Source organism: Proteus hauseri (assembly GCF_040139125.1).
GTDB classification, from domain to species: domain Bacteria; phylum Pseudomonadota; class Gammaproteobacteria; order Enterobacterales; family Enterobacteriaceae; genus Proteus; species Proteus hauseri_B.
Genome location: NZ_JBEEUB010000002.1, coordinates 65797 through 87516 on the forward strand (window position 1 = coordinate 65797; position 21720 = coordinate 87516).

Sequence of the window (21720 nt, forward strand, 5' to 3'; positions counted from 1 at the left end):
TGAATAAGGAATGTATTGTTGCAGATATATTGGCAACTTCCCTTGATTTAATCGCCAATAATTTACCATAAAATTCGTATAAAAGATGCGTTTATCCATGATCAAATGATAGACTTCATTATTATTTTCAATATCGTCAATGTATCGCGCCATGATTTAGTGCGAGGAGTTTAGTAGCTAATGGCAAAAGAAAAAAAAGGTTTTTTCTCGTGGCTCGGTTTTGGGCGTAGTAAAGAAGAGAATATTGAGCAAGAGAAAGCAGAACAACAACGTTTGGCGCAAGAAGAAGCACAACGCCAAGCTGATGAAGCCGCACAACAGCAACGTTTAGAAAAAGAGCGTTTAGAAGCAGAGCGTGTAGTCCAAGAGCGCATAGAACAAGAACGTTTGGCACAAGAAACAGCACAACGTCAAGCGGCTGAAGTTGCAGAAAAGCAACGCTTAGAGGCTGAGCGTTTAGAAAACGAGTGTTTAGAAGCAGAACGTGCAGAGCAAGCGCGTTTAGCACAAGAAGCGGAGCAACAGCGTCTTGCGCAAATTGAATCTCAACGCCAAGTCATTGAAGCCGCAGAAAAGCAACGCTTAGAAACTGAACGTGTAGAGCAAGCGCGTTTAGCACAAGAAGCGGAGCAACAACGTCTTGCGCAAATCGAAGCGGAACGCCAAGCCGCTGTTGCTGCAGAAAAGCAACGCTTAGAAGCTGAACGTGCAGAGCAAGCGCGTTTAGCGCAAGAAGCAGAGCAGCAACGTCTTGCGCAAATTGAAGCGGAACGCCAAGCCGCTGTTGCTGCAGAAAAGCAACGCTTAGAAGCAGAACGTGCAGAGCAAGCGCGTTTAGCACAAGAAGCGGAGCAGCAACGTCTTGCGCAAATTGAAGCGGAACGCCAAGCAACTGAAGCCGCAGAAAAGCAACGCTTAGAAGCAGAACGTGCAGAGCAAGCGCGTTTAGCGCAAGAAGCAGAGCAGCAACGTCTTGCGCAAATTGAAGCGGAACGTCAAGCCGCTGAAGCTGCAGAAAAGCAACGTCTAGAGGCAGAAAGTGCAGAGCAAGCGCGTTTAGCACAAGAAGCGGAGCAACAACGTCTTGCGCAAATTGAAGCGGAACGCCAAGCCGCTGAAGCTGCAGAAAAGCAACGCTTAGAAGCTGAACGTGTAGAAAACGAGCGTTTAGAAGCAGAGCGTGCAGAGCATGAACGTTTAGCACAAGAAGCTGAAAAAGAAGAACAAGCGCGTTTAGCGATAGCACAAGCTGAAGCGGAAGATATCGAATCACTACGTGAAGAAGTGCTTGCCGATAAACCTGTAGAACAAGAGAAACCTAAAAAAGAGGGATTCTTTTCTCGACTGAAAAAAGGCTTACTGAAAACTCGCCAAAATTTAGGCTCAGGGTTCCTGAATTTATTTCGTGGTAAAAAAATCGATGACGATCTTTTTGAAGAGTTGGAAGAGCAGTTATTGATTGCCGATGTGGGCATGGAAACCACGACAAAAATTATCACCAGCTTAACTAAACATGCAAATCATAAAGATCTTAAAGATGCCGAAGCACTTTATGGAAAATTGCGTGAAGAGATGGGTGAAATTTTAAGTAAAGTTGATCAACCATTAAAAATTGAAGGTAAAAAACCATTTGTTATTTTAATGGTGGGTGTCAACGGTGTAGGTAAAACGACGACTATCGGAAAGCTAGCACGTCAATATCAAGCTGAAGGTAAATCTGTCATGTTAGCCGCTGGAGATACATTCCGTGCAGCCGCAGTTGAACAGCTACAAGTTTGGGGTGACCGTAATAAAATTCCTGTTGTTGCTCAACATACAGGTGCCGATCCTGCTTCTGTTATTTTTGATGCAATTCAATCTGCGCAAGCAAAAGGTGTCGATGTTCTTATTGCCGATACCGCAGGACGACTGCAAAATAAATCCCATTTAATGGAAGAGCTGAAAAAAATTGTCCGTGTTATGAAAAAGCTGGACGAAGAGGCACCACATGAAGTGATGCTAACATTAGATGCAAGTACTGGGCAAAATGCTGTTAGCCAAGCAAAACTCTTTAATGAGACCGTTGGACTAACAGGATTAACATTGACTAAACTGGATGGTACAGCGAAAGGGGGAGTTATCTTCTCTATTGCTGATCAGTTTGGTATCCCTATCCGTTATATCGGCGTAGGTGAAGGTATTGAGGATCTACGTCCGTTTAATGCCGACGATTTTATTGAGGCTCTGTTTGCCCGCGAGGAGTAGCTGTAATGATCCGCTTCGAACACGTCAGCAAGGCTTATTTAGGTGGAAGACAAGCACTACAGGGAGTTGATTTTCATCTTCACCCTGGTGAAATGGCTTTTTTAACGGGTCACTCAGGTGCCGGTAAAAGTACATTGCTTAAGTTAATTTGTGGAATAGAGCGTCCAAGTGATGGTGCTATTTGGTTTGCTGGTCATGATATCAGTCGATTAAAAAATAGTGAGATCCCTTTTCTGCGCCGTCAAGTTGGGATGATCTTTCAAGATCACCATTTATTGATGGACCGAACGGTTTATGACAATGTCTCACTTCCATTAATTATTGCTGGCGCAAGCGAAGAAGATATCCGGCGAAGAGTTTCAGCTGCATTAGATAAAGTGGGATTGTTGGATAAAGCTAAAAATTATCCAATCCAACTGTCTGGTGGTGAACAGCAGCGCGTTGGTATTGCTCGTGCGGTCGTTAATAAACCGACGGTGCTTCTTGCGGATGAACCAACGGGTAACCTTGATGGTGAGCTCTCTGAAGGCATTATGCGCCTGTTTGAAGAGTTTAACCGTGTGGGGGTGACAGTATTAATGGCAACGCATGATATGGCACTGATAGAGCGTAGAAATTATCGCATTCTAACACTAGGTCAAGGCAGAATGGTGGGAGGTCAAAATGGCTAAAGCAAAGAGTTCCCGTAAGTCAATGTCAACGCCGGGTGCAAAAACGAAAGCCCTACGTGGTGGACGGCGCGAACAGTGGCGTTATGCTTGGCGTAATACAATGGCTGACTTTTTGCGCCAACCTCTCTCTTCTTTTCTGACCGTGATGGTGGTGGCAATTTCATTAACACTACCTAGCATTTGCTATATTGTGTGGAAGAATGTCTCAACCGCGGCTGAACAGTGGTATCCCACACCTCAATTAACGGTGTATCTCGATAAATCTTTAGATGATAGCCTTGCACAAGCCACTATTAAAAAGATTGAGGCGCTAGAAAAGGTAGAAGAGGTTAATTACCTTTCACGCCAAGACTCTCTAGTTGAATTTCGTTCATGGTCTGGGTTTAGCAGTGCGCTGGATATGTTAGAAGAAAATCCACTTCCTGCCGTGGCGATAGTGACACCAAAGATGGATCCTAACGATAAACAGTTGATGACAGCTCTGCGTGATAATGTTGCACAGATTGCAGGAGTCGATGAAGTGAGAATGGATGATAGCTGGTTTACTCGGCTTTCAACGCTAACATCGTTAGTAGGACACATTGCTCTGGTGATTGGCACCTTAATGATAGTGGCTCTATTATTGGTGATTGGTAACAGTGTTCGACTTAATATCTTTAGCCGCCGCGATACGATTAATGTGATGAAGCTGATTGGTGCAACGGATGGCTTTATTATGCGCCCATTCCTCAATTGGGGTTTAATTCTCGGTTTTATTGGTGCTATTTTTGCCTTAGTGTTCTCCGCATTATTGGTCTGGAAATTGTCAGATGTTGTTACGCAAGCCGCAACTGTTTTTGGAACAACGTTCTCAATTTCAGGGTTAGGTTTTGATGAGTCTATTATTCTTATCTTGGTCTCCATGATTGTTGGTTGGTTTGCTGCATGGTTGACTACGATGCAACATTTGCGTCAATTTACGCCAGAATAACCACTTAACATCTTTATCTCTTTTTATTATGGTGGGTTGCTTTATTATGGTAACCCGCCATTTTATCGAAGCCTCGTCTCTGGCATAATAGCGCATTACACTTAATCTTTGCCGATAGGCTGTGATAGATATGTCACCGTTATGCAAGCTTGGTAAAGTACAAAGAAATGTAAACATAGATGTCATATAAACCTTTAGTCTTTATGCTGGTTATATTCGTTTATGATAAAAATATCGTAAATGGCCTAATAAACTTATCTAATAAGCTATATTTATAAGGCTCATCTACTCTCCTTACGGTGTAATAGTATTTAATTGATTTTTCATGAGGATTTGAATGACAAAAGAAATGCAATCCTTAGCATTGGTTCCGCAAGGCAGCATCGAAGCTTATATCCGTGCAGCCAATTCCTATCCGATGTTAACTGCAGAGGAAGAAAAGGAACTCGCTGAACGGCTGCATTATGATGGTGATTTGGATGCAGCAAGAACGCTAATCCTTTCACATTTACGCTTCGTTATTCATGTTGCTCGTAGTTACTCTGGATATGGTTTACCTCAGGCAGACCTTATTCAAGAGGGTAATATTGGCTTGATGAAAGCTGTTCGTCGCTTTAACCCTGAAGTGGGTGTTCGACTGGTCTCTTTTGCTGTGCATTGGATCAAAGCTGAAATTCATGAATATGTGCTGCGTAATTGGCGTATCGTGAAAGTAGCAACGACTAAATCACAACGTAAACTGTTTTTTAATTTAAGAAAAAATAAAAAACGTTTAGGTTGGTTTAATCAAGATGAAGTGGAATTAGTTGCTAAAGAGTTAGGTGTATCTGAAAGTGATGTCCGTGAAATGGAATCGCGAATGTCGGCACAAGATATGGCATTCGATATGAGTAATGATGACAATGACGACTCACATCCGGTTGCTCCAGTCCTCTTTTTAGAAGATAAATCTTCTGACTTTGCCGATGGCATAGAAGAAGATAACTGGGATAGCCATGCAACAGATAAGCTTACATCAGCAATAGAGACGCTTGATGAACGCAGCCAAGATATTATTCGTGCTCGTTGGTTAGACGATGATAACAAATCTACGTTACAAGAACTTGCTGATAAATATGGTGTTTCTGCTGAGCGTGTTCGTCAGTTAGAAAAAAATGCCATGAAAAAACTGCGTCTAGCAATAGAAGATTAATCACACTTCAGCGTAAATCTCCCTGAGAATGCATAAGATTATGTTATAAAAGCGATATGAAAATATCGCTTTTTTCTTTTTACTTGCCTGTAGAACCTAAATCCTAGATTAGGAGGCTGATATGTTAGCTATTCGTTTATTAGATGATACTGAAGCATGCTTGGAATATTTAGAAAACTATTATTTATCTGCTGAAACCGTGGCAAAAATTCGTTGTGGTGAAGAGTCTGTTCATTCATCTGAAGATGTGAGAAAAATTCTTGGCTTGGATAACTAATTATTCTACTCACGCTTTAAAATTGTTACGAAAAATGGATAAATAAAATGCTCGATATATTGTCTATTTTATGAATTCGCGTACCTACTGAAAAACGATTGGTTATCTGGAGAATATAACGTGAAAATAGTTATCGCCCCTGATTCATTTAAAGAGAGCTTAAGTGCTAAAGAGGTTGCTGAGTCTATTAAACAGGGTTTTTTACGTTATTTTCCTGATGCGCAATATTGCTGTGTACCGATGGCTGATGGTGGTGAGGGAACGGTAACTTCACTAGTTGATGCGACAAAAGGCGAATTTATTTTTACTGATGTCTGTGGACCACTAGGAAAACAAGTTACTGCAAACTGGGGAATATTAGGCGATGGAACAACTGCGGTAATCGAAATGGCGCAGGCTTCAGGCTTGCATCTTGTGCCGATAAATTTACGTCATCCAACTTTAACGACAAGTTATGGTACTGGTGAACTGATTAATGCCGCGTTAGCGCGAGGCGTAAAAAAGATTATTTTAGGATTAGGGGGAAGTGCCACTAATGACGCTGGTGCGGGTATGATGCAAGCACTTGGTCTAAATCTTAAAGATAAGTTTGGTACCTCTTTACCTTTTGGTGGACTCTCTTTAGCCCAACTTTATTCTATCGATATCAACCAGCTAAACCCTAAACTTAAAAATATCGAAATTGAAATTGCATGTGATGTTACTAATCCACTGTGTGGTGAATATGGTGCTAGTGCTATTTTTGGATCCCAAAAAGGGGCAACAGAAGATGATATTCAATTACTCGATAGCGCATTAAACCATTTTGGTACTTATCTTGAGAATTTCACTCAACGTTCGCTTATTAATATTGCTGGAAGTGGTGCTGCTGGTGGATTAGCACTGCCTTTACTGGCATTAACCTCAGCAACGTTATCTCCCGGTGTTCAGCTTGTTGCCAAGGCAGTAGAGCTAGAGAAACAGCTAATGAATGCTGATTTAGTTATCACTGGTGAAGGCAGAATGGATAGCCAATCTGCACAAGGTAAAACCCCGATTGGCGTTGCAAAATTGGCTAAGGAATATCAGCTACCTGTTATCGCATTAGTGGGGGGATATCTACCTGACTATGGTGTCGTTCGCCAACATGGTATTGATGCTGTATTTTCAGTTGTACCAGGGGTTTCTACACTTTCTGATGCGTTAGCACATGCGCAACAAAATATTGCTGAAACTGCTTATAATGTCGCTGCTATTTATGGATTATCTTTTACAAAATAGTCATAAATATTCGGTTGTTGTTCTGATTTTATAAACTGATGATAAATTAAAAATGCATTTGCAATGCTGTTATCAGGTTCTTCGATAGATAAATTAATTGCTTGCCAGTGAGTAATAGCAGGATAGGCAGCAAGGCATTGTGATAATAAATAATGCCCAACACCGCGACGACGCGTCACTTCTCTTACCATAAAATCAGTTATTAATGCTGATTCACCGGATAAATCCACCCGACAGGCTGCTAATAGTCGCTCATTAAAGCGTGCAATAAATAACGGTTTTTCGTTAGTTATTGGTGTGGTAAGTGCGGTTTGATAACGTTCATCTTGCCAAATTTTGGCTAAATCAATTTGGTCTTGTGCTGAAGGCTGTGTCAGTTTTTCAATAGTTAATTTCATCAATTTTTCCGTTAGCTTGCAGTTTGTCTTTTTTCTATTAATGATGACTTTAAGGTTTTTATAGTGAAAAACAATGCCAAACTGGTAAAGATTACACAAGAATAAAAGACATACTCATATTTATCATTAATAACAAACAGTGCCGAAACCATTGGACCTGCTGCCATTCCACAATAACGAATAAAATTATACATTCCCATTGCCGTTGCTCGGTTTTCACTAAAATAGCGGGTTAATAACGTGGTATGCGTTGGCATCGTGAATCCAAGAGAAAGACCATAAAGTACGGTTAACACCAGCATAATAGGCAATGAGAGTTGCCAAAAAAGAGCAAATAACACAAGAGTAATCAGATTTATACAAGAGGTTATGATAATACCTTGCTCTACGTTAAATAGATGACAAACCTTACGATATAAGTAACTACCTGCAATAAGGGCGATAGACATAGGAACATATAATCCACCTATTTCTGTGCTATTTAACTGATAAAGATAAAATGCAATTAATGGTAAAAAGACTAACAAACAAAAATAGTTATAAAACACCATAAAGCTAATTGCGAAAACAGATTGACTCTTAGAGGATAACAAAACCTGCTTTATTGCCATTAAACTTTGAAATTTAACGCTCTGCAAAGGGCGAGTTTCGGGTAAAAAGAACAAATGGATAATAAGTAAAAGAACACCAGTCAAAGCAAGAAAAGCAAAAATACCTTGATAATGATAGTGTTGCGCTAAATATCCACCTAACAGCGGACCACAAGCTGGTGCTAATGCTAATAACATTTGGTAGCTTCCCATCGCTTTAGCACGAGCATTGCCTTGGTAGAGATCACCTAAAATAGTTGCTGCAACAACGGGAATAGCCGCAATTCCGATAGCTTGGATCACTCGCCAAAAAATTAATAAGCCAATAGAGTGAGAGAAAAAACAGCCTAAAGCACCAATAATAGAAATCAACAAACCACACAATAAAACAGGTCTTCTTCCCCATTTATCAATTAAAACACCATAAAAAAGCTGCATAATTGCCATGGTGAAAGTAAATGCCGAAACGGTCAGGTTAATCAGCGGTAATGTTGTATTAAATTGTTGTTGAATCAATGGAATAACAGGTGTGTAAATATTTTGTACTAAAGAACCTAAAAGGGCACTAAAGCAGATTAAGTAAAATAGATTATGTATTGAGAGTTTCATTGTATCGCCTTTTTTGGTTATTGTTTCCGTGGAAACAATAAAGATAATAGCGATATTTTGATTGTTGTAAATACTTTTGATAATATTTTGAATAATATTTTTTCCAAGGAAACAAAATGGCAAAAGATAAAGCGGATACACAAAGCTTACTTAAAGGATTAAGCCAGTTACTTGAGCTTAAAGATGAGCGCTACGACGATGAGCATAAAAAAGTATTAGAAGAGAAAGGGTTAGATAACTATTCGTTGAGTGAGCTACATGTGATTCACTGTATTGGTGAAGAGAGTATGCGAAACCTCACGACGATTAGTGAATATATGACAATGACGCGTGGTGCTATCTCTAAAATCTGTAACCGATTACAAAAAAAAGGGGCTATTGAAAAAATAAAGATGGCAGATAACCAAAAAGAGATCTTTTTTGTGCTGACATCCGAAGGACAGCGGCTTTTTGATACTCATGCGGTTTTGCATCAGCAGTCACAAACAAGATGGGTTGCTCTATTCGATAAATATAATGAGTCGGAAAAACAGATTATTCAGCGCTTTTTTGATGATGTGATAAGTAATTTGCGTCGTTGAATAAGGAAAAAAGAAATACCCCCATATCGTGGGATACAGGGGCAAAGTGATTATTTCTTATCTTCAGCGATACGATTACGGATATTATCAGCACGCTCTTTTGATGGTGGGTGAGAATCAAACATACTTGTATCACCACCGCCTAATTTAGCCAGTTTATCAAAACCAGTCACTAAACCTGCTGGGCTAACACCACGTTTTTTCAGCAAGTCATAAGAGAAGTTATCCGCTTCTGATTCTTGGTGTTGTGAGAATTGTGCATTAACCAGTTTTTCTCCCATTTCAGCTAACTGAGAGCTACTTAGTTTCGCTGCAACACCACCTGCAGATGACGCTGCGGTACGTGCTGCAACAGTTGCGTGAGCAACTTGGATTGCTTTACGAGTATGACCTAATGCAACGTGACCCATCTCATGACCTAATACACCTTCAACTTCATTGTCAGTCATTAGATCCATTAAACCGCTATAAACACGAACGCAGCCATTTGCCATCGCCCAAGCGTTAACGTCTTTTGTCATGTAAACTTTGTAGTTTACTGGCGTACCATTAACTTCGTTACCTAATGCTTTTGAAATATTATTTAAGCGTTTAGTGTAAGTGCTGTTTGCAGGCGCAACTTTATTTTGAGCATCCATCTCTTTACAAGCATCATTAGTCAGCGCTTTAATATCGGCATCACTCAATGTTGCTGCTTCAAAAAGTTGAGTTCCTGATTTTGTCAGCATCGCGGTATCAAGGTTTTTACAACCAGAGAGTAATGCAGTTGATACTATCACTGTAGCAAGTAGTTTTATTTTCATTTTCATGGTGAGTTAAATCCTTTTCTGCCTAGCAGTTTAATGTAATTGCAGGTTAAATTCGTGCAAAAGAATAACAGTGCTTATCTATGTGTGCAATATATTCATTAATTGTACATATTGGTTGTTGCTTATATATCTCTAAAGATTATTTTATGGAAATGATATTATTGTTTATTCGATAATGACGGTTTTGTTTTTATAATATTAAGAAAACAATAAGGTTATTTTTATTAACTAAGATAACGAGTAATATATTAACTCTATGAATTTACAAGTTTATACTCATTATTAGATTAATTTCGCTATAAAATACCATTTTTTATTTTTCGCTATTTAATATAAAAAACACATTCTAATAATCATAGCTTTAGTAATATAAGTCTAAATATATTCCAATGGACGGTATTTTTTGCTTAAACAAGAAAGGATAACGATGCAAAATACACCGTTATTAAGATTAAACTGAAAATAAATTAAATAGTTAAAAATGTGATTTAAGAAACCATTAATTCATTTATAAGGAGCAAAGGACGAGCGATACGAATTCCTGTGTGTGCATCAAAAAAATGCAGATATTCAGGATGAATTGTTAAACCAATTTTATTCCCAATATCCACACCATGATCGTTAGGTGCTCGAATAACGATGGTTTGCTGTTGAGCGTATGTTGTGGCGTAAATTAACACATCAGCACCTAATGCTTCGATAAAATCTACCTCAGCATGGAAAATAGGGTGTTGATTATCAATAATTAAATGCTCAGGGCGTAATCCTAATTTGACGGTAGGGTAATGCCAATTTTGAGGCGACATGGCAATAAAGCCATCTGCAATTTCAATAACACCATGGTTAATGGGTGTTTCTAAAATATTCATTGCAGGTGAGCCCATAAAAGTCGCTACAAATACAGATGCAGGTGTGTGGTAAATATCCATTGGTGTACCAACTTGCTCAATATGCCCCTGATTAAGAACGACTAATTTATCAGCTAATGTCATGGCTTCAACTTGGTCATGAGTAACATAAATCGATGTTGTGGAGAGTTTTCGCTGTAATTTTTTTATCTCAAGACGCATTTGTACCCGTAACTTTGCATCTAGATTTGATAAAGGCTCATCAAAAAGAAACACTTTGGGTTTACGTACAATAGCCCGTCCCATTGCAACGCGTTGGCGTTGTCCACCTGAAAGCTCTTTGGGTTTTCTTTCTAATAGATGGCTGATTTCTAGCATTTCAGCCGCATTATTAACCAACTGTTCAATTTTTGCTTTTGGTGTTTTACGATTTCGTAAGCCATAAGCCATATTGTTATATACCGACATATGAGGATAGAGCGCATAGTTCTGAAATACCATGGCGATATCGCGCTCACTTGGCTCATGTTCATTAACACGCAGATTATCAATCAATAAATCACCTTGGGTTATGGTTTCTAACCCTGCAATCATGCGTAATAGTGTTGATTTACCACATCCACTAGGACCGACTAAAACCACCATCTCTCCTTGTTCAATAGAAAGACTTAAACTTGAAATGGCTTGATGCCCATTGGGATAACGTTTTTCTAAATCAGTAAGTGTCACGGTGGTCATATTATTTCTCCGTATCAATAAAGCCTTTTACAAAGGCTCTTTGCATCAAAATGACAATCAATACTGGTGGCAACATCGCAATTAAGGTGGTTGCCATGATTTTATTCCACTCAATGACGCCATCAGAAACTGCAACCATCTGTTTAATCCCCATCACAATGGTGTAGTAACTTGTGTCTGTGGTTATCAGTAATGGCCAGAGATATTGGTTCCAGCCATAAATAAATGTAATAACAAAAAGGGCGGCAATATTGGTGCGTGAGAGTGGTAATAAGATAGTGAAAAAGAATTTAATTGGTCCGGCACCATCAATTTTTGCAGCCTCAATTAATTCAGGTGTGATGGTGAGAAAAAACTGGCGAAACAAGAACGTCGCCGTTGCACTTGCAATAAGAGGGATCGTTAAACCTGAATAAGAGTTGAGCATATTGAGGTTAGTAACCACTTCAAACGTTGGCATAATGCGCACTTCAACCGGTAGCATTAAGGTAAAAAAGATAGTCCAAAATGCGAGAATTCGACCCGGAAAGCGAAAGAAAACGACGGCATATGCCGATAAAATAGAAATTGTTAATTTTCCGATGGTGATGATTAATGCCATTACCAAAGAATTTAGCAACATACTATTAATGGATATTGCGCTATTTTGTGTTGTACCTGCCTGAGATAAAATCTGTTTAAAGATAGTAAACCCTTGAGAACCAAACCAAATAGGAGAACCTGTAGCAAATTCAGTATTAGTGTGTGTTGTCGCAACTAAAGCAATCCATATTGGGAATGCTACAGAGAGAATGCCAGCAATTAAAATAACGTGGCAAAATAAGTAAAATAAAGGTCTGCGCTCAACCATTAGTAAGCCACCTTTTTCTCGATATAGCGAAATTGAATTATTGTTAGTACCGCAACAATAAGCATCAAAATAACAGATTGCGCTGCCGAAGAGCCTAAATCCAATCCGACAAACCCATCGTTATAGACCTTATAAACTAAGGTTGAGGTGCTACTTCCGGGACCACCTTGTGTCATGGCATGAATAATGGCAAAAGTATCAAAAAAGGCGTAAGCAAAATTTACCACTAACAGGAAAAAGGTTGTGGGTGAAATCAGCGGAAAGCTAATAGTGATAAATCGCTTAATAGGACCGCTACCATCAATTGCAGCAGCTTCTAACAGTGATTTTGGTACAGATTGTAATGCGGCAAGAAAGAATAAAAAGTTATAGCTCACCTGTTTCCACGTTGCGGTTAAAATTACCATCCACATTGCATGATGAGTATTAAGAACCGGATCCCAATTAATCCCTATTTTCTTTAATAATTGGCTTAGTACACCAATGGTAGGATCCAGCATAAATAGCCAAAGAAATCCGGCAATAACAGGGGCTATGGCATAGGGTGCAATTAAAATGGTGCGATAAAAAAGTTTACCTCGCAAAATTTGCTCGGCAATGCCCGCAAGAATAAGGGCAGAAAATAGAGATAAAAACACCACACCGGTACTGAAAATTAACGTAGTGATTAAGCTATCAAAGTAATAAGAATTGCTAAAAAGACGCTGAAAGTTTTCAAATCCAACAAATTCGCGACTCAGACCAAAAGCATCTTCCAATTGAAATGATTGAAAAAGTGCTTGCCCAGCAGGCAAAATAAAGAAGATTAAGGTGATCGCCAGTTGAGGGAAAATAAGTGCCGCAGGTAACCATTTTTGTTTGAAGTGGATAGATTGAGAAGCCATAAATTATCCAATAAATCTAAAAATAATCAGCGAGCCCAAAGGCTCGCCTAAAGATAAATAACTATTGAGTGCGTTCAAATCGACGTAATTGCTCATTTCCACGAGTTACTGCGTTATCTAATGCAGTTTGAGCACTCTGTTTTCCTGACCACACTTTTTCTAATTCTTCATCAAGGATTTCACGAGTTTGTAAGAAGTTACCAAAGCGTAATCCCTTAGAATTTTCCGTTGGTTCTGAAGACGTCATCTGCAAAATAGCGGTTTCAGTCCCCGGGTTCTGTTGATAAAAGCCTTGTTGCTGAGTTAATGCATAAGCGGCTTTAGTAACAGGTAAATAGCCTGTGGCTTGGTGCCAATCCGCTTGCACTTTTGGGCTGGAGAGATAGGTGAAAAACTTAGCAACGCCTTGATATTCTGCATCAGGACGACCAGACATTACCCATAAAGATGCACCACCAATAATGGTATTGTTAGGCTTTTTAACCAGAGTATCGTCGTAAGGTAATTGACTGACACCAATCTCAATTCCTTTCATATTCTCTTTAATACCAGCAAAGCCTGCGGAAGACTCCATAACCATGGCGCACTCTTGGGTATAAAACAGCGGCATCGCATCAGATTGGCGACCACCATATTTAAATATGCCTGATTTAGACCAATCCGCCATTTGCTGAATATGGTTTACAAAAGGGGTTTTATTAAAGAGGAATGTGGCATCAGTGCCATCGAAGCCATTATTTTTAGTCGCAATAGGTAAATTATTGCGAGCACCAAAGTTTTCGATTTGAGTCCAAGATTGCCATGTAGTGGTAAAACCGCATTTCACACCAGAATCGAGTAGCTTTTTAGCAACCGCTTCCATCTCTTTCCATGTTGTTGGTGGTTGTTCAATCCCCGCTTGTTTAAAGAGTGCTTTATTGTAATAAAGTACCGGAGTAGAACTGTTAAACGGCAGTGACATCATTTTTCCATCGCTGGTGGTGTAATAGCCCGTTACGGTGGATAAATAACTATTAGGATCAAACGGTTCTTTGGTTTTTTCCATTAACTGATAAACCGGAAAAACCGCTTTTTTAGCGCCCATCATACTTGCTGTACCCACTTCAAAAACTTGCACAATAGCAGGTTGGTTTTTGGCGCGAAATGAAGCAACCGCACTGGTCATGGTTTCAGCATAAGTACCTTTATAGACAGGCTTGATAACATAATCAGATTGGCTAGCATTAAAATCGGCAGCGATTTGATTCACTTTCTGACCTAATGCACCGCCCATGGCATGCCACCACTCAATTTCTGTTTTTGCATAGGTTGGCGAGGTAAATAATGCCATTGCAACAGCAAGACCTGTCAGCGATTTTATCGACATGCTGTATTTCCTTTTTAATCGAAAGTTAAATGTTTAATCATTTTTGTTGGAATTACCCTAAGTGTTATTTATGACAAAGAGGTGACATTTAAATGAAGATATATTGATGGTGTGATTGTCAAATTAGTGTCATAAATGGTTGTCATGATGGTGACGTGAATAAAAAAGGAGATAGAAATGAAAATAGCTGCTCACCGAGGTTTTTCTGGAAAAGCACCTGAAAACACATTAGCTGCTTTTAAAATGGCAATCGATTTTGGTTGTGAATGGATTGAAACTGATGTGCAATTAACCGCAGATTATGTACCTGTGCTTATTCATGATAAAACCGTAAACCGCTGCACGAATGGGCAAGGTGCCGTTCGTTTTCATACATTAGATGATTTGCATCGACTTGATGCAGGTAGTTGGTTTAGTTCGCTTTATCAAGGTGAGAAAATACCGTCATTAAGACAAGGGTTACAACTGATTAAACGTTCAGGCACTAAGCTTAATATTGAGCTAAAAACATGGCCTGACGATGATGTTGAGCGCTTATGTTTAGCCGTATCCGATATGATAAAAAGTGCGGATATTCCTGATAATCAAATTCTTTTTTCATCTTTTGATACCCATGCATTAGTGGTGATGAAACGATATTTACCGTCTATTCGTCGCGGTCAGTTATGGGATGAGATCCCTGACGAGGCTGATGCACTGGCGACATTAAAATCAATTGATGCGTTTAGTGTGCACTGTAATTATCAATTTTTAACTCAACAACAAGCGCAAATGTTGAAGCAACATGGCTATGAGATCTATTGCTACACCCCTAATGATCCTGAAAAAGTCGCACATTTTGAGCAGTGGGGCGTTGATATGTTAATTACTGATATGCCTGATGTTTATCAACCGGCGGTTTATCAAATAGCAAAATGAAAAAGTACTAACTATCCCTCTTACTTGTATTGAATAAGGCGTTATTGATGTGTTTGATGACGTCTTTCATCCTCTTCCTTCCGTATTCTATTTACAGAAATTAAATAAGAGAAACGTTGAGTAATAGATGTTTTCTTTACATTCTCTGCTATTATCCTGCGCAATTAATGAATAGATATTGTTCAACACGATAATATTTATCTCATTAAAAATAAAAATGGGGAAAATGGTTAGCGAATATGGCGACCTTATTAACCCAACCTCTAAGAGTAGAGGTGCGTTATTTCTACTTTAATTGCCAATAATATAATTGAGAGTGAAATATGAAAGAACTCGTTGTTGTTGCCATTGGTGGTAACAGTATTATTAAAGACAATGCTAGCCAGTCTATTTCTCACCAAGAACAGGCCGTACAAGAAGTTGCTACGCATATCAGTGATATGATTGCTGATGGCTATAATATCGTTCTAACTCATGGCAATGGTCCCCAAGTAGGATTGGATTTACGTCGCGCTGAAATCGCACATGTGCAAGAAGGGTTACCTCTTACTCCATTAGCTAACTGTGTTGCAGATACTCAAGGTGGAATTGGTTATCTTATTCAACAAGCACTAACCAATAAATTACGCCATCAACAAGGTAAGCAAGCCGTTACTATTATTACCCAAGTTGAAGTTGATAAAGCAGATACTAATTTCTTATCACCGACCAAACCGATAGGTGCCTTCTTTTCACAACAAGAGGCTGGGCAATTAAAACAAGAAAATCCTAGTTGGCACTTTGTTGAAGATTCGGGGCGTGGATATCGCCGCGTTGTTGCGTCTCCTATTCCTCAGCATGTTGTTGAGTCTGGCGCTATTCGTGCATTATCAGACAACGGTTATGTGGTGATTGCTGTCGGTGGTGGTGGTATTCCCGTTATTAAACATGCAGATGGAAGCTATCACAGTGTAGATGCGGTTATTGATAAAGACCTTTCATCAACACTATTAGCAAAAGAATTACATGCAGATATTCTTATTATCACCACGGGTGTCGAGAAAGTCTGTATTCATTTTGGTAAACCTGAGCAACAAGCATTAGGTGAAACCACGGTTGCTGAAATGACTCGTTATATGCAAGAAGGGCATTTCCCTGCGGGAAGTATGTTGCCAAAAATTGAAGCCAGCTTATCGTTTTTAGCCGCGGGTGGAAAACGAGTGATTATCACCACACCTGAAAAATTAGCGATGGCATTACGTGGTGAAACGGGTACGCATATTATCGCTTAATTATCTTAGTGATTAATCTGCAATAAGAATAGAAATTAGCGCCTTACGCGGTATGTATTAACTTAGCGTAGGCGCTGATTTTATTTTATTGACCAACATTAATATGATTTGCAGGATAAGCTTTAGCGTAATCATTGGGATTTAATCGTGAAAATAGCCCCATCGTTAATACAACTAAAATGGCATGAAATGCCCATGCATAAGTAAAACTTCCATCGGATTGACGTAACCAAACGGCAATTAAAGGACCAAAAGCGGCGATAATAAAACCACCACCTTGCATTAATGCTGATAATGCACCCGCTTGAGCAGGATGTGGAATATGGTCTAGTGCCACTATCATCATTACGGCAAAACATCCTCCTAAGCCACAGCCTAAAAAGATACTCCATAAATAAGGGGCACTCATCGGCATAATCATAATGGCTAAAAAGCCAATCATTTGACTTGCTAATGTTAATAATAACCAGAAGCGTCGGTCATGATTTTTTGCTGCCAAAAATGGGATGATGAGTGCAGCAGAGGCTTGAAAAAGTGAAAGGATCGCCACCAACGAGCCGCTTTGTGCACTAGGCATTCCTAATGATTGATAAAACGGTGCTAACCAAGTAATAACGGATGCATAGCCCGCGTTAACAAAGCCAAAACCTAAAATAAGTAACCCGGTTCTTGGTCGCCAGATAAGCGTGTTAAGTGGCACCTTATTGATTTGAGATGCACTTTTTTTAATTGAAACGGTAATCGCGATAAATGCCAAACTTGCAGGTAATGCGAACCACGCCAAAGCACTTTGCCAATTGCCATCAGGCGCAGTAAGAACAGGAGATAGCTGAGCACCTAATGCACCACCACCCATTAACATGGCAGAATAAAGCCCCATCATAATAGGAGTTCGGTTACCAAACCAAGCTTTGATAATCCCAGGAAATATTGCTTGAATATAAGCCACACTTAAACCACAAAATAGAGCTGTAAAAAGCAGTTGATTACCATCAGAAACAAAAGCACGCAAAAAAGAGCCCAACAACAGCATCAGCATTGCTATTTGTAGCCCTTTACGGGCTTGAATATAAGGTTGTAAAAACGGAACGATAAGTGCACCAACACCCATTAAGATCATGGGTAATAAGGTAAGTAATGAGACTTGGCTATAACTCATGCCAGTTGAAGCAATAATATCGTCAATAACCGGACCCGGTCCGGTTAAAAAAGGGCGCAAGTTTATACCAACTAAGACAATTGTCAGAACAATCTGCCACATTTTTTTTCTCGGTAAGGCAGTCATTGTAATTCCTTGATAAACCCAAATATTGTTTATTGTATAGACAAAGTCTGTATAAACAAATGGCAGATATTATCTCCAGAGAATATTGTTTGGAGAATAATCTTATTATTATCGACTGTTTTGGTGAATAACTGTTCTATTTAAGCCTTATATTTAAGTTTCCACTGTTTGATCGGGCTTTTAGGGTTAATTAATGTGAACTTATAATGCTCGAAATGAGAAAGTACCTTTTTAAATTCAGTGGTTGCTTTATCTAAATCCCACGATTTAGGAAAATAAAATCCATCAAAAGGGATATTTTCAAGTTTTGCGTTAAATTGATGGATAAATTCATCAAATCCCGCGTGAAAAAGCGCTATTTTACCAGACCAATCAATATTATAAGTATTATCTTTTTGACGTTGAAAATGAATTTGGTGATTTTTGCATTCATCATGCCCTAAAAGATAAATACTAAAAGCTGGAACTTCTGCTCTTTCTTCGTCCTCATCTGCATCGCTGTTGATTTGAGGTGCATGATCAACGTTAAATTGGTGAGAGATAAAACGATCGAAATCAAAAGGGGCTTTGCCAGTACTCAGCAAAATACCTTGATCGTCAGACCAATAAGTGGAAGAGAGTGTGCAACAGTGATAATTGTCCCAGACAATCTGATCTTGCCAGTGAGCAATACTGGTATATTCTTGCTCATCATCTGAGTCATCTTCATCCCTATCTGCACAATAATCTTCGCCCTCGCTTAAATAATAGTCAGCACTTTTAAGGTGAAGATCAAACCAAAGTTGTCCATTTTTATCTAATCGACCAGACCAGACAAATTCTTTAATGCTATGAGGTTTAGGATAAGCGCTATCAATAAAGGTAATAGTATGTAATGGCGTGGTCATGGTTTATATTCTTTTTAATGTGGGCATGCTTACAGGGGTAATAAACTAATAAACAGTAGCCTGGTTATGATAAAAGTGATACTCACTCTAAAATACCATAACTTACATGGCGTAATAGAATTCAAATAAGTGAGAAAGTGATGTTAACGGCATTAAATCAACAATTACCTATTCCCTCTACAATGCATCAATATGGAAAAGAAGAGAGATGGCCACTAATTGATAATAAATATACTTTTCCACAAGACTATATCGCGTTAATTACACAATATGGCTCAGGTCTGATAGCTAATTTTATAACGTTATTTAACCCCTTTAGTGAAAATGAGTACATTAATTTTTTTCAACAAAAAGAGTGGCTCATTAAAGATTTTCAGTCATTAATTAATGATGATCCTGATGACTATACTTTTGTTCTTTATCCAAAACATAATGGGTTTTTACCCATTGGTATTACTGAAAATGGGGACACTCTTTTTTGGGTGGTTTCATCAGAAAATAGCGATCTTTGGACAATAGCCATTATCCCATCACGATCATCAGAGGTAGAATTTATAGCAGAAAATCTGACAGGGTTTTTAGAGGGTATTTTATCAAAACGAATACATTGCAGCTCATTTCCTGAGGGGTTTCCACCAAAAAAGATTACGTTTATTTCAGGATATTGATAGGTTATTTACCTATAGGGAGTTGAGTCACAAAATAAGCAGTAGTAAGTCCAATGAAGATTGATATGCTAAAGCTAATGAGTGTGCCTAACATAACATATTCTGTTAGCTTTTTATCTTGGTCATTTTGTAATTCACCAAATCTAAATATTGATTTAGCCGCCAATAGAAAACCAATGGCTGCAAACTGGTTTAAAAGAATGAAAGTTAAAATTAGGGTTCTTTCTAAATAGCCAATAGATTTGCCTGCAAAGACGAGTGTTGAGCCCTCTTCTGCAACGGGTGTCCATTTTTTTAGTAACATATAAATAAGAATAGAAATAGGCTTTAAAATAATTGCGTAAGCCAGAATAACGACCATGTATTTATAGTTAATACTTTTAAAGCTAAGATCATGGAGTATTTGCGTATTTTGATCAATAAGCCCTATCCATAAGATGGTGAGAACAAAAAAATGGAGAGCTTGATCAGTAACAAACCATTTTAAAGAATTATTAGTATAGGATTTGCCAAGATCAAAAAGATAATGTGTTATTAATACAACTAAACTGTAAATGAAAATAAAACTGAAACTTATCTCAGTCATTAAAACTAGAATAATAAAGGTTATTCCACCTTGCAGTAGTGAGTGTAAGTAAAGCTCTTTAGATTTGTAATGTAGAGTATTTCGCGCTTCTATCCAGCTTTTAGGTTGCAAATAAAAATCAAAAATAATATGAGCAATATAAAGAGAAATCAGAAGTGTGAAATTATACATATCAATAAGCCTTGTTAATTAAATAATTAAAGTATTGAATATATTCATCTATTAATTGGTAGTGGCTAGCATTTAATAATCGCGTAATATTACTTCTCGATTTTTTTAATTCATTAGCAATAGCATAATGAGATTTATCTTCATTCACCATATATTTGAGTAAAACTTGTGCTTGTGCTCGAGTGATTTCTTTAAGTTGTATATTTAAATACTTGGTAACTAAAGTAATATTTTGCTGAAACTCTTTATCTGATACTGATATTGTCAAAATTTCGCCTTTTATTTTATCTAATCCTTCACCCGATAAAATAAAGGCCTCGCCCATTGATGTTCTAACATCATTCCGTAATGAATTAATTTTACCAATACCAATACTTTGGCGAGCACTAATTTCTAGTGTTGACGTTTTCAATGCTAATTGAATGACAATAGCGACTTTGATGGCATCACAAGCCTGTAAGCAAACGAGCTGGAAAGAGTCACCGCGATATCTGTCATATTTAAGCGGTAATTGCTCTGAGAGTAATTGAACGGTCTGCTCCAAGGTATAGAGCATGGCATCATAGTTTTCAGGTGTGATATTTCTAGAATCTATAATGTCGCCTGTAATCACACTTACTATGTTTTTATTCATCAGCTTGCTCTTATATTTTGTGAAAAGAGTATAATGTTACCATATTTGGTAACATATAACCACGTTACCATATTTAGTAACATATCTATTAATGTTATAGAGAAAGAGTGAAAAATAATGACTCGTCCTGATATAGGTTGACAACTTTTCAGACATAGAACGCTCGGGGAAACTCATCGGGCATTCTATAGTTTAATGATAAGTGTGGCCGTCTTTCGTTATAAATCTGTATTGATTCTTTCCGACAGTGCATTTTGATAACAGTCATAACCATCTGTTATGATGAAGGTCAAAACGGTAGAACGATCTTGTATGCCATATTGATATTGTACTTATTTATCGGTGAGTTCGCCTTTTTCTACTTGGTCAACAACTGCCAATGTAAAAACAAGGGAATAATCTCGTCAATAACAGATCCTGGTTCTGTTAAAAAAGGGCGTAAGTTTATGCTTACTAAAATAATAGTAAGGACAATCTGTCACATTTTTTTCGTTGTAAGACAGTCATTGTAATTCCCTGATAAACCAAAATATTGTTTATTGTATAGATAAGTTCTGTATAAAAAAGAAAAGGTTTAATAACCTGATATTTTCATTTTTCTCTAGGTAAAGGCGATAAGAATTGATATCTCTAAAATTAGAATTGAGTAATTCTTATACTATTTCTTTGAAATTAACAAGATGAAAATAGGGTAAAAAGATTTAATTCTAGTTATATAAAAATAAATTTATCATTACTGTAAAATTATAAATAAGTGAATTGTCTTCTTTAAAGAATATATAAACTAATAAGGGAAAATATATTCTTTTTCCTATTCTATTTAGAAAAAAATTTTCATTGAATATAGATATTAAACTCTCTAGAGGATAATATTTTTTTTGAAACGGTAACTAAACATTTAATTAATATTTAAAATATCGCTATGTAAATAATAATATAATGGTTTCTATTTTTTCTATTTAATAATCAATTGATTACGTTTCCTTAATATATTTATTGTTAATAAGATGTTG

21 protein-coding genes are annotated in these 21720 nt (G+C 37.9%); 10 read left to right on the forward strand and 11 right to left on the reverse strand.

Annotation, left to right across the window (positions count from 1 at the left end; all coding sequences use genetic code 11):
• Positions 1-180: 180 nt before the first annotated feature.
• From ftsY to ABN099_RS03405, 6 genes are all read left to right on the forward strand, one after another.
• Positions 181-2244: a signal recognition particle-docking protein FtsY gene (ftsY, locus tag ABN099_RS03380; RefSeq protein WP_349462293.1), complete on the forward strand. Its 2064-nt coding sequence runs from the start codon at positions 181-183 to the stop codon at positions 2242-2244.
• Between the two features lie 5 nt (positions 2245-2249).
• Positions 2250-2915, forward strand: coding sequence for a cell division ATP-binding protein FtsE (gene ftsE, locus ABN099_RS03385; RefSeq protein WP_064718816.1), 666 nt, complete (start codon positions 2250-2252; stop codon positions 2913-2915).
• Entirely contained in the window at positions 2908-3885 is a 978-nt protein-coding gene (gene ftsX, locus ABN099_RS03390; protein ID WP_349462294.1) for a permease-like cell division protein FtsX, read from the forward strand. Before ftsE ends, ftsX begins: the two co-directional genes overlap by 8 nt.
• A gap of 337 nt (positions 3886-4222) precedes the next feature.
• Positions 4223-5077, forward strand: a complete 855-nt coding sequence (gene rpoH / locus ABN099_RS03395) for an RNA polymerase sigma factor RpoH (RefSeq protein ID WP_349462295.1) — start codon at positions 4223-4225, stop codon at positions 5075-5077.
• 121 nt (positions 5078-5198) lie between these two features.
• On the forward strand, positions 5199-5354 hold the full coding sequence (locus tag ABN099_RS03400) for a hypothetical protein (protein ID WP_349462296.1): 156 nt from the start codon (positions 5199-5201) through the stop codon (positions 5352-5354).
• Positions 5355-5474: 120 nt separating this feature from the next.
• Positions 5475-6614 carry a glycerate kinase gene (locus ABN099_RS03405; protein WP_349462297.1) on the forward strand — a complete coding sequence of 380 codons (1140 nt, stop codon included), beginning with the start codon at positions 5475-5477 and terminating at the stop codon, positions 6612-6614.
• On the opposite strand, the gene panM is transcribed toward ABN099_RS03405, so the two are convergent.
• Both panM and ABN099_RS03415 read right to left on the reverse strand, forming a co-directional pair.
• On the reverse strand, positions 6590-7012 hold the full coding sequence (gene panM / locus ABN099_RS03410; protein WP_349462298.1) for an aspartate 1-decarboxylase autocleavage activator PanM: 423 nt from the start codon (positions 7010-7012) through the stop codon (positions 6590-6592). The two genes, ABN099_RS03405 and panM, sit on opposite strands and share 25 nt — an antisense overlap.
• Before the next feature lie 11 nt (positions 7013-7023).
• Entirely contained in the window at positions 7024-8211 is a 1188-nt protein-coding gene (locus tag ABN099_RS03415) for an MFS transporter (protein ID WP_349462299.1), read from the reverse strand.
• 116 nt (positions 8212-8327) lie between these two features.
• On the opposite strand from ABN099_RS03415, the gene ABN099_RS03420 reads away from it, so the two are divergent.
• Positions 8328-8792 (forward strand): MarR family transcriptional regulator, encoded by a 465-nt coding sequence (locus ABN099_RS03420; protein WP_349462300.1) that lies wholly within the window; start codon positions 8328-8330, stop codon positions 8790-8792.
• A 50-nt stretch (positions 8793-8842) separates the two neighbouring features.
• Here ABN099_RS03420 and ABN099_RS03425 read toward each other — a convergent pair whose 3' ends face one another.
• From ABN099_RS03425 to ugpB, 5 genes are all read right to left on the reverse strand, one after another.
• A complete protein-coding gene (locus tag ABN099_RS03425) occupies positions 8843-9595 on the reverse strand; it encodes a M48 family metallopeptidase (RefSeq protein ID WP_349462715.1) in 753 nt (250 codons plus the stop codon).
• Between the two features lie 494 nt (positions 9596-10089).
• Positions 10090-11187: a sn-glycerol-3-phosphate ABC transporter ATP-binding protein UgpC gene (gene ugpC / locus ABN099_RS03430; RefSeq protein WP_349462301.1), complete on the reverse strand. Its 1098-nt coding sequence runs from the start codon at positions 11185-11187 to the stop codon at positions 10090-10092.
• 1 nt (position 11188) lies between these two features.
• Complete coding sequence (gene ugpE, locus ABN099_RS03435) at positions 11189-12037, reverse strand: sn-glycerol-3-phosphate ABC transporter permease UgpE (protein WP_349462302.1); 849 nt, start codon at positions 12035-12037, stop codon at positions 11189-11191.
• Positions 12037-12921 (reverse strand): sn-glycerol-3-phosphate ABC transporter permease UgpA, encoded by an 885-nt coding sequence (ugpA, locus tag ABN099_RS03440; RefSeq protein WP_349462303.1) that lies wholly within the window; start codon positions 12919-12921, stop codon positions 12037-12039. The genes ugpE and ugpA overlap by 1 nt, the downstream gene beginning before the upstream one ends.
• Before the next feature lie 61 nt (positions 12922-12982).
• Positions 12983-14287: a sn-glycerol-3-phosphate ABC transporter substrate-binding protein UgpB gene (gene ugpB / locus ABN099_RS03445; RefSeq protein ID WP_349462304.1), complete on the reverse strand. Its 1305-nt coding sequence runs from the start codon at positions 14285-14287 to the stop codon at positions 12983-12985.
• 177 nt (positions 14288-14464) lie between these two features.
• Here ugpB and ABN099_RS03450 point away from each other — a divergent pair, with 177 nt between their 5' ends.
• Positions 14465-15205, forward strand: coding sequence for a glycerophosphodiester phosphodiesterase family protein (locus ABN099_RS03450; RefSeq protein WP_349462305.1), 741 nt, complete (start codon positions 14465-14467; stop codon positions 15203-15205).
• Between the two features lie 323 nt (positions 15206-15528).
• Entirely contained in the window at positions 15529-16476 is a 948-nt protein-coding gene (locus ABN099_RS03455; protein WP_349462306.1) for a carbamate kinase family protein, read from the forward strand.
• Positions 16477-16561: 85 nt separating this feature from the next.
• Here ABN099_RS03455 and ABN099_RS03460 read toward each other — a convergent pair whose 3' ends face one another.
• Positions 16562-17761: a cyanate transporter gene (locus ABN099_RS03460; RefSeq protein ID WP_349462307.1), complete on the reverse strand. Its 1200-nt coding sequence runs from the start codon at positions 17759-17761 to the stop codon at positions 16562-16564.
• Positions 17762-17901: 140 nt separating this feature from the next.
• Positions 17902-18648 (reverse strand): hypothetical protein, encoded by a 747-nt coding sequence (locus tag ABN099_RS03465; RefSeq protein ID WP_349462308.1) that lies wholly within the window; start codon positions 18646-18648, stop codon positions 17902-17904.
• 140 nt (positions 18649-18788) lie between these two features.
• Here ABN099_RS03465 and ABN099_RS03470 point away from each other — a divergent pair, with 140 nt between their 5' ends.
• Positions 18789-19316 carry an SMI1/KNR4 family protein gene (locus tag ABN099_RS03470; protein WP_349462309.1) on the forward strand — a complete coding sequence of 176 codons (528 nt, stop codon included), beginning with the start codon at positions 18789-18791 and terminating at the stop codon, positions 19314-19316.
• 4 nt (positions 19317-19320) lie between these two features.
• Here the strand turns inward: ABN099_RS03470 and ABN099_RS03475 are convergent, their stop codons facing one another.
• Both ABN099_RS03475 and ABN099_RS03480 read right to left on the reverse strand, forming a co-directional pair.
• Entirely contained in the window at positions 19321-20073 is a 753-nt protein-coding gene (locus ABN099_RS03475; RefSeq protein WP_349462310.1) for a DUF3307 domain-containing protein, read from the reverse strand.
• A 1-nt stretch (position 20074) separates the two neighbouring features.
• Positions 20075-20707 (reverse strand): hypothetical protein, encoded by a 633-nt coding sequence (locus ABN099_RS03480; protein WP_349462311.1) that lies wholly within the window; start codon positions 20705-20707, stop codon positions 20075-20077.
• Between the last annotated feature and the right edge of the window lie 1013 nt (positions 20708-21720).

Excerpts from the sequence above, each read along its gene's own strand:
- ABN099_RS03425 (WP_349462715.1), bottom strand. The coding sequence starts at position 9,595 with ATGAAAATAAAACTACTTGCTACAGTGATAGTATCAACTGCATTACTC.
- ABN099_RS03420 (WP_349462300.1), top strand. The coding sequence starts at position 8,328 with ATGGCAAAAGATAAAGCGGATACACAAAGCTTACTTAAAGGATTAAGC.
- ABN099_RS03415 (WP_349462299.1), bottom strand. The coding sequence starts at position 8,211 with ATGAAACTCTCAATACATAATCTATTTTACTTAATCTGCTTTAGTGCC.
- ftsE (WP_064718816.1), top strand. The coding sequence starts at position 2,250 with ATGATCCGCTTCGAACACGTCAGCAAGGCTTATTTAGGTGGAAGACAA.
- ABN099_RS03400 (WP_349462296.1), top strand. The coding sequence starts at position 5,199 with ATGTTAGCTATTCGTTTATTAGATGATACTGAAGCATGCTTGGAATAT.
- ugpC (WP_349462301.1), bottom strand. The coding sequence starts at position 11,187 with ATGACCACCGTGACACTTACTGATTTAGAAAAACGTTATCCCAATGGG.
- rpoH (WP_349462295.1), top strand. The coding sequence starts at position 4,223 with ATGACAAAAGAAATGCAATCCTTAGCATTGGTTCCGCAAGGCAGCATC.
- panM (WP_349462298.1), bottom strand. The coding sequence starts at position 7,012 with ATGAAATTAACTATTGAAAAACTGACACAGCCTTCAGCACAAGACCAA.
- ugpB (WP_349462304.1), bottom strand. The coding sequence starts at position 14,287 with ATGTCGATAAAATCGCTGACAGGTCTTGCTGTTGCAATGGCATTATTT.
- ABN099_RS03450 (WP_349462305.1), top strand. The coding sequence starts at position 14,465 with ATGAAAATAGCTGCTCACCGAGGTTTTTCTGGAAAAGCACCTGAAAAC.
- ABN099_RS03460 (WP_349462307.1), bottom strand. The coding sequence starts at position 17,761 with ATGACTGCCTTACCGAGAAAAAAAATGTGGCAGATTGTTCTGACAATT.
- ABN099_RS03465 (WP_349462308.1), bottom strand. The coding sequence starts at position 18,648 with ATGACCACGCCATTACATACTATTACCTTTATTGATAGCGCTTATCCT.
- ugpE (WP_349462302.1), bottom strand. The coding sequence starts at position 12,037 with ATGGTTGAGCGCAGACCTTTATTTTACTTATTTTGCCACGTTATTTTA.
- ABN099_RS03475 (WP_349462310.1), bottom strand. The coding sequence starts at position 20,073 with ATGTATAATTTCACACTTCTGATTTCTCTTTATATTGCTCATATTATT.
- ABN099_RS03480 (WP_349462311.1), bottom strand. The coding sequence starts at position 20,707 with ATGAATAAAAACATAGTAAGTGTGATTACAGGCGACATTATAGATTCT.
- ABN099_RS03470 (WP_349462309.1), top strand. The coding sequence starts at position 18,789 with ATGTTAACGGCATTAAATCAACAATTACCTATTCCCTCTACAATGCAT.
- ABN099_RS03455 (WP_349462306.1), top strand. The coding sequence starts at position 15,529 with ATGAAAGAACTCGTTGTTGTTGCCATTGGTGGTAACAGTATTATTAAA.
- ftsY (WP_349462293.1), top strand. The coding sequence starts at position 181 with ATGGCAAAAGAAAAAAAAGGTTTTTTCTCGTGGCTCGGTTTTGGGCGT.
- ugpA (WP_349462303.1), bottom strand. The coding sequence starts at position 12,921 with ATGGCTTCTCAATCTATCCACTTCAAACAAAAATGGTTACCTGCGGCA.
- ftsX (WP_349462294.1), top strand. The coding sequence starts at position 2,908 with ATGGCTAAAGCAAAGAGTTCCCGTAAGTCAATGTCAACGCCGGGTGCA.